Raw genomic sequence first — 6,356 nt, 5'->3', positions numbered from 1 at the left:
CATCGGCGGCCCCTTCCGCTGCCCTGCGTCCACCTGCGCGCGGGGCGCGGTGGCCGGCGGGTGCGTCGGGAGGCGTGCGCACGCGCCCGCGCGCAGGTGGACGCAGGGCAGCGGAAGGGGCCGCCGATGACGGTGCAGGGACGCAGGAGCAGCACCTTCACCCGGTTGCTGCGGCACGGGTTCACCGACCCGGCGGACGCCGAGAGGCTGCTGGAGCTGCCGGTACTGTCGTCGGTGCGCGGCGACCCGGTGCTGCTGGACGCGCTGGGCGGGGCCGCCGATCCGGATCTGGCGCTCCTCGGCCTGGTGAAGCTGGCCGAGGCCCAGGAGGACGGCGGGCGGGAGCTGCTGAACACCGTGCTCGGCGCCAAGCCGCTGCGGGACCGGCTGTTCGGGGTGCTCGGCGCGTCGGAGGCGCTGGGCGACCACCTGGCCCGGCACCCGGGCGACTGGCGGGCGCTGGCCACCTACGAGTCGGCCGATCTGCACCCGGGGGTCGCCGAGTTCGAGCACGGACTGGCCGGCGCGGACGACCCGGTGTCGCTGCGGGTCGGCTACCGGCGCTGCCTGCTGGCCATCGCCGCCCGGGACGTGTGCGGCACCACCGACGTCGCCCAGGCCGCCGCCGAGCTGGCCGCGCTCGCCACCGCCACCCTGCGCCGGGCGCTGGCCCTCGCCCGGCTCGCCGCCCCGGAGGACGCCGCGCTCTGCCGGCTCGCCGTGATCGCCATGGGCAAGTGCGGCGGCGACGAGCTGAACTACGTCTCGGACGTGGACGTGATCTTCGTGGGCGAGCCGGTCAACGGCGCGGAGGAGGCCACGGCGCTCCAGGCCGCCACCCGGCTCGCCGCCCACCTGATGCGGATCTGCTCCGAGACCACCATCGAGGGCGCCATCTGGCCGGTGGACGCCAACCTGCGCCCCGAGGGCCGCAACGGGCCGCTGGTGCGCACGCTCTCCAGCCACCTCGCCTACTACCAGCGCTGGGCCAAGACCTGGGAGTTCCAGGCGCTGCTGAAGGCCCGCCCGGTGGCGGGCGACGAGGAGCTGGGCGCGGCGTACGTCGAGGCGGTCTCACCGCTGGTGTGGCACGCCGCCGAGCGGGACAACTTCGTCACCGACGTGCAGAAGATGCGGCGCCGGGTGGTGGACAACATCCCGGCCCACCATCTGGACCGGGAGCTGAAGCTGGGGCCCGGCGGCCTGCGGGACGTGGAGTTCGCGGTGCAGCTCCTTCAGTTGGTGCACGGGCGCAGCGACTCCACCCTGCACAGCGGGACCACCCTGGTCGCGCTGGGGGCGCTCGCCGCCGGCGGCTACGTCGGCCGCGCCGACGCCGCGCAGCTCGACGAGGCGTACCGCTTCCTGCGGACCATGGAGCACCGCATCCAGCTGCACCGGCTGCGCCGCACCCATCTGGTGCCGAAGGAGGAGCGGGACCTGCGGCGGCTGGCGCGGTCCATGGGGCTGCGCACCGAGCCGGTCGCCGCGCTGGAGAGGGAGTGGCGGCGGCACGCGGCGGTGGTGCGCCGGCTGCACGAGAAGCTGTTCTACCGGCCGCTGCTGGACGCCGTCGCCCAGCTCGCCCCCGGCGAGACCCGGCTCAGCGCCAAGGCCGCCGGCCAGCGGCTCGAAGCGCTCGGGTACGCCGACCCGGCCGGCGCGCTGCGGCACCTGGAGGCGCTGTCCTCCGGGGTGTCGCGGAAGGCCGCCATCCAGCGCACCCTGCTGCCGGTGCTGCTCGGCTGGTTCGCCGACTCCGCCGACCCGGACGCCGGGCTGCTGAACTTCCGCAAGGTGTCCGACGCGCTCGGCAAGACCCCGTGGTACCTCCGGCTGCTGCGCGACGAGGGCGCCGCCGCGGAGAACCTCGCCCGGGTCCTGTCGGCCGGCCGGCTCGCCCCCGACCTGCTGATGCGCGCCCCGGAGGCGGTCGCCATCCTCGGCGCCCCGGAAGGGCTCAGGCCGCGCGACCGGGCCCAGCTGGAGCCGGAGGTGCTGGCCGCGGTCGGCCGCGCCGAGGACGCCGAGGTCGCCGTCGCGGTGGTGCGCGGCGTACGGCGCAGGGAGCTGTTCCGCACCACCGCCGCCGACATCATCGGCTCCTACGGCACCGAGGACAGCCCCGCCGAGGCCGACCCGGGCGCCTTGGTGGACCGGGTCGGGCAGGCCGTCACCGACCTGACCGCCGCCACCATCGCAGGGGCGCTGCGGGCCGCCGTGCGCACCCAGTGGGGCGACACCCTGCCCACCCGCTTCACCGTCATCGGCATGGGCCGCTTCGGCGGCCACGAGCTGGGCTACGGCTCCGACGCCGACGTGCTGTTCGTCCACGAGCCCCGCGAAGGCGTCGACGAGCAGGAGGCCGCCCGGGCCGCGAACGCGGTGGTCGCCGAGATGCGGCGGCTGCTGCAACTGCCCACCGCCGATCCGCCGCTGCTCATCGACGCCGACCTGCGCCCGGAGGGCCGCAGCGGACCGCTGGTGCGCACCCTCGCCTCCTACGCCGCCTACTACCGCCGCTGGTCGCTCGGCTGGGAGGCGCAGGCCCTGCTGCGGGCCGAGCCGATGGCCGGCGACCAGGAGCTGGGCCGCCGCTTCCTCGACCTCGCCGACCCGCTGCGCTACCCGAAGGCGGGCCTGGACGAGGCCGCGGTGCGCGAGATCCGGCGGCTGAAGGCCCGCATGGAGAACGAACGGCTGCCCCGCGGCGCCGACCCCGCCCTGCACACCAAGCTCGGCCGCGGCGGCCTGTCGGACGTGGAGTGGACCGTGCAGCTGCTCCAGATGCTCCACGGCCACGAGCTGCCCGCGCTGCGCACCACCCGCACCCGCCGCGCGCTGGCCGCCGCGGCGGACGCCGGGCTGGTCACCGAGGCGGACGCCAGGACCCTGGACGACGCCTGGGTGCTGGCCACCCGGGTGCGCAACGGCGTGATGCTGGTACGCGGCCGGGCCGGCGACACCTTCCCCTCCGACAGCCGCGAACTGGGCGCCGTCGCCCGCTACCTGGGCTACGGCCCCGGTCACGCCGGCGAGATGCTGGACGACTACCGGCGCACCACGCGCCGGGCCCGGGCGGTGGTGGAGGAGCTGTTCTACGGGGGGTAGGGCACGCCCCGACGGCCGGCGGGCGGCCACGCCCCCGACGGCCGTCGGCGACCGGTCAGCGCCAGTGGCGGCGGACGCAGGCGTCGACCGCCGCCGTCCAGCCGGCCTGGTCCAGCTCCGCGTACGCCAGGGTCAGCGGCGGGTAGCCGCCGGGGTGCACGTCCACCGCGTCCGGCCGCGGCACGAACACCGCCTCCAGCTCCGTACGGCCGCGCCCGTAGGCGGCGGGGAAGAAGAAGTCGACCTCCTGCCACCAGGGAGAGGTGCGGCGGTCCTCCATCACGGCGGTCCACTCGCCGATCTTGACCTCGGTCTCGTGCAGCGCGAAGCCGAGCTCCTCGAACGCGTCGAACAGGGCGTCGTGCGCGGGCAGGCCGTGCACCTCGACCCGGTCGAAGTCGCCCTTGTCGACCGCCCCGTCGACGGCCAGCTCGGTGCGGACGGCGGCGTGCGCGCCGCGCAGCGCGATGCCCCGGGCCCGGGTCAGCGGCATCTCCCAGGGCACCTCGAAGGAGACCTTCCGGATCAGCGTCTCCCCGGCCGGCAGCCGGAAGGCGCCCAGGTCCCGCACGGCGACCGGGTACGGGTTGCGCCACGCGGTGGAGCCGTCCGCCTCGCGGTCCTCGGCCCGCACCACCAGGTCCAGGCGGAGCCGTTCGACGTCCACGTCCGCGCCGCCGCCGCGCACGGTCACCGTGCAGTCGAGCCGCTCCCCGGGGCGGACCGCGGGGGTGTCCACCACCGTCTCCACCTCCGGCGCGTTGACGCCCAGCGCGCTGAGGAACTTCCGGAATGCCATGATCGATCCCCTCCCGGGGGGACCCCATCGGCCCGCCCCGGCAGGACGTTACGTCACCTCCGCCCCGCGGGGCGCCGGGGGCGGCGTCAGACCTGGACCCCGGGCACCCCGTCCTCCACCACCACGCTGGCCCGGGTGCTCACCGGGGCGCCGGGCCGGTGACGTAGGGGACGACCCGGAAGTCGGTGCGCCAGCGCTCCCGGTCGACCCGGACGCGCACATAGCCGCGCTGGGCGTTGAAGAACTTCATGTGCGGGTCGGCGTACGGGGCGGGGGTGAACGCGGCCCTACCGCCCCGGACCGGGAGGGTGCCGCGGGCGGGCCCGCCGAGGGCGGACGGGTGCTATGCCTGCCGGACGAGCGCGGCCGCCGGGACCGGCGCCTGCCGGTCCAGTCGGTGCGGCAGCCGCCCGTACCAGGCGCACGCCAGGGCGTAGCCGAAGGCGAGGCAGAGCATCCCGCCGACGGCGTCCAGCCAGAAGTGGTTGGCGGTGGCGACGATGACCACCAGCGTCGCCGTCGGGTACAGCAGCCCGAGGATCCTCGCCCAGGGAGCCGAGGCCAGCGCGAAGATCGTCAGCCCGCACCACAGCGACCAGCCGATGTGCATGGACGGCATCGCCGCGTACTGGTTGGACATGTGCTTGAGGTTGCCCGAGGCCATCGAGCCCCAGGTGTGGTGCACCAGCACGGTGTCGATGAACTTCTCGCTGGTCATCAGGCGCGGCGGGGCCAGCGGGTAGAGGTAGTAGCCGAGCAGGGCGACGCCGGTGGTGGAGAACAGCACCAGCCGGGTGGCCGCGTACCGCCCCGGGTGCCACCGGTACAGCCAGACCAGCACGCCGATGGTGACGACGAAGTGCAGGGTGGCGTAGTAGTAGTTCATGCCCACGATCAGCCACGTCACCGAGTCCGCGGCGTGGTTGACGCTCTTCTCGAAGGCCAGCCCGAGGCTCTGCTCGGTGCGCCAGATCCAGTCGGCGTTCCGCAGCGCCTGCGCCTTCTGCTCGGGCACCGCGTTGCGGATCAGCGAGTACGTCCAGTAGCTGACGGCGATCAGCAGGATCTCGAACCAGATCCGGGGGCGGCGCGGGGTGCGCGGCCACCGCCGGCGGCCCGCCGCGGCGTCCGGAACCGTCCCGGCGGGCGTCGTCACGGCAGGCTCCGCCCCCGCTGCCGGAGCTTCCGCCCCCGGAGCCTCGCGGCCCTCCCGTGTCGTCACCGTCGCTTCACCCATGGGGCAAGAGTCTGCCAGAGAAGTCCGATGGGGCGATCATCCGTCAGTCGGTTCTCCGACGCCCCCCGTCCCCCTGGGGTACTACTCCCGGCCCTGAGAAAGCCGGGGGCGCCGGCCGCCCGGGCCGGCGGCGGTGGAGCCGCGGACCACCAGCTCCGGCATGAAGACGAACTCGCTCGGCGGAGCCGGGGTGCCGCCGATCTCCTCCAGCAGCGCCCGCACCGCGGCCTGGCCCATCGCCTGCACCGGCTGGCGGATCGTGGTCAGCGGCGGGTCGGTGAACGCTATGAGCGGGGAGTCGTCGAAGCCGACCACCGAGACGTCCCCCGGCACGGTCAGCCCGCGCTGCCGGGCGGCCCGGATCGCACCGAGCGCCATCATGTCGCTGGCGCACACCACCGCCGTGCAGCCGCGCTCGATCAGCGCGGAGGCGGCGGCCTGCCCGCCCTCCAGGGTGTAGAGGGAGTGCTGCACCAGCTCCTCGCACTGCTCGGGGCTCAGCCCCAGCTTGGCCTGCATGCCCAGGGCGAAGCCCTCGATCTTGCGGAGCACCGGCACGAACCGCTTGGGGCCCACCGCCAGCCCGATCCGGGTGTGGCCGAGGGAGGCGAGGTGGGTGACGGCCAACTGCATCGCGGCCCGGTCGTCGGGCGAGACGAAGGTCGCCTCCACCTTGGGCGAGTAGCCGTTGATCAGGACGTACGGCACGCCCTTGCCGCGCAACTGGTCGTAGCGCTGGGTGTCGGCGGTGGTGTCGGCGTGCAGCCCGGAGACGAAGATGATCCCGGAGACGCCCCGCTCGACCAGCATCTCGGTCAGCTCGTCCTCGGTGGAGCCGCCCGGGGTCTGGGTGGCCAGCACCGGGGTGTAGCCCTGCCGGGTCAGGCCCTGCCCGATGACCTGGGCGAGCGCGGGGAAGATCGGGTTGTCCAGCTCCGGGGTTATCAGCCCGACCAGGCCGGCGCTGCGCTGGCGCAGCCGCACCGGGCGTTCGTAGCCGAGCACGTCGAGTGCGGCGAGCACGGACTGACGGGTGGCCGCGGCCACGCCGGGCTTGCCGTTGAGCACGCGGCTGACCGTGGCTTCGCTGACCCCCGCCTGGGCTGCGATGTCGGCTAGCCGCGCGGTCATGGGATGCGACTCTACCGGCAGCGCGTCCCCTTGCCCACCAGCCCGCGGCCACCCGTCAGTCCGTGCTCGCCGCACTCG

Annotated in this window: 4 protein-coding genes; 1 reads left to right on the top strand and 3 read right to left on the bottom strand. The window is 74.9% G+C overall.

The genetic code is table 11. The features are described 5' to 3' along the window. Positions 1-126 precede the first annotated feature (126 nt). Positions 127-3,111 (top strand): bifunctional [glutamine synthetase] adenylyltransferase/[glutamine synthetase]-adenylyl-L-tyrosine phosphorylase, encoded by a 2,985-nt coding sequence (locus C6N75_RS22555; protein WP_105870726.1) that lies wholly within the window; start codon positions 127-129, stop codon positions 3,109-3,111. Positions 3,112-3,166: 55 nt separating this feature from the next. Here C6N75_RS22555 and C6N75_RS22550 read toward each other — a convergent pair whose 3' ends face one another. The 3 genes from C6N75_RS22550 to C6N75_RS22535 all read right to left on the bottom strand — a co-directional run bounded on the left by C6N75_RS22550 (position 3,167) and on the right by C6N75_RS22535 (position 6,278). Then, positions 3,167-3,910 carry a sporulation protein gene (locus C6N75_RS22550; protein WP_105870725.1) on the bottom strand — a complete coding sequence of 248 codons (744 nt, stop codon included), beginning with the start codon at positions 3,908-3,910 and terminating at the stop codon, positions 3,167-3,169. A 343-nt stretch (positions 3,911-4,253) separates the two neighbouring features. Further along, positions 4,254-5,066: a phosphatase PAP2 family protein gene (locus tag C6N75_RS22540; RefSeq protein WP_407703259.1), complete on the bottom strand. Its 813-nt coding sequence runs from the start codon at positions 5,064-5,066 to the stop codon at positions 4,254-4,256. A 162-nt stretch (positions 5,067-5,228) separates the two neighbouring features. Continuing rightward, entirely contained in the window at positions 5,229-6,278 is a 1,050-nt protein-coding gene (locus tag C6N75_RS22535) for a LacI family DNA-binding transcriptional regulator (protein ID WP_105870723.1), read from the bottom strand. Positions 6,279-6,356: the final 78 nt, after the last annotated feature.

The organism is Streptomyces solincola, from assembly GCF_002982015.1.
Taxonomy (GTDB): Bacteria; Actinomycetota; Actinomycetes; order Streptomycetales; family Streptomycetaceae; genus Streptomyces; species Streptomyces solincola.
Note: the sequence above shows the minus strand (reverse complement) of the source record. Positions and strands in the feature narration are given on the sequence as shown.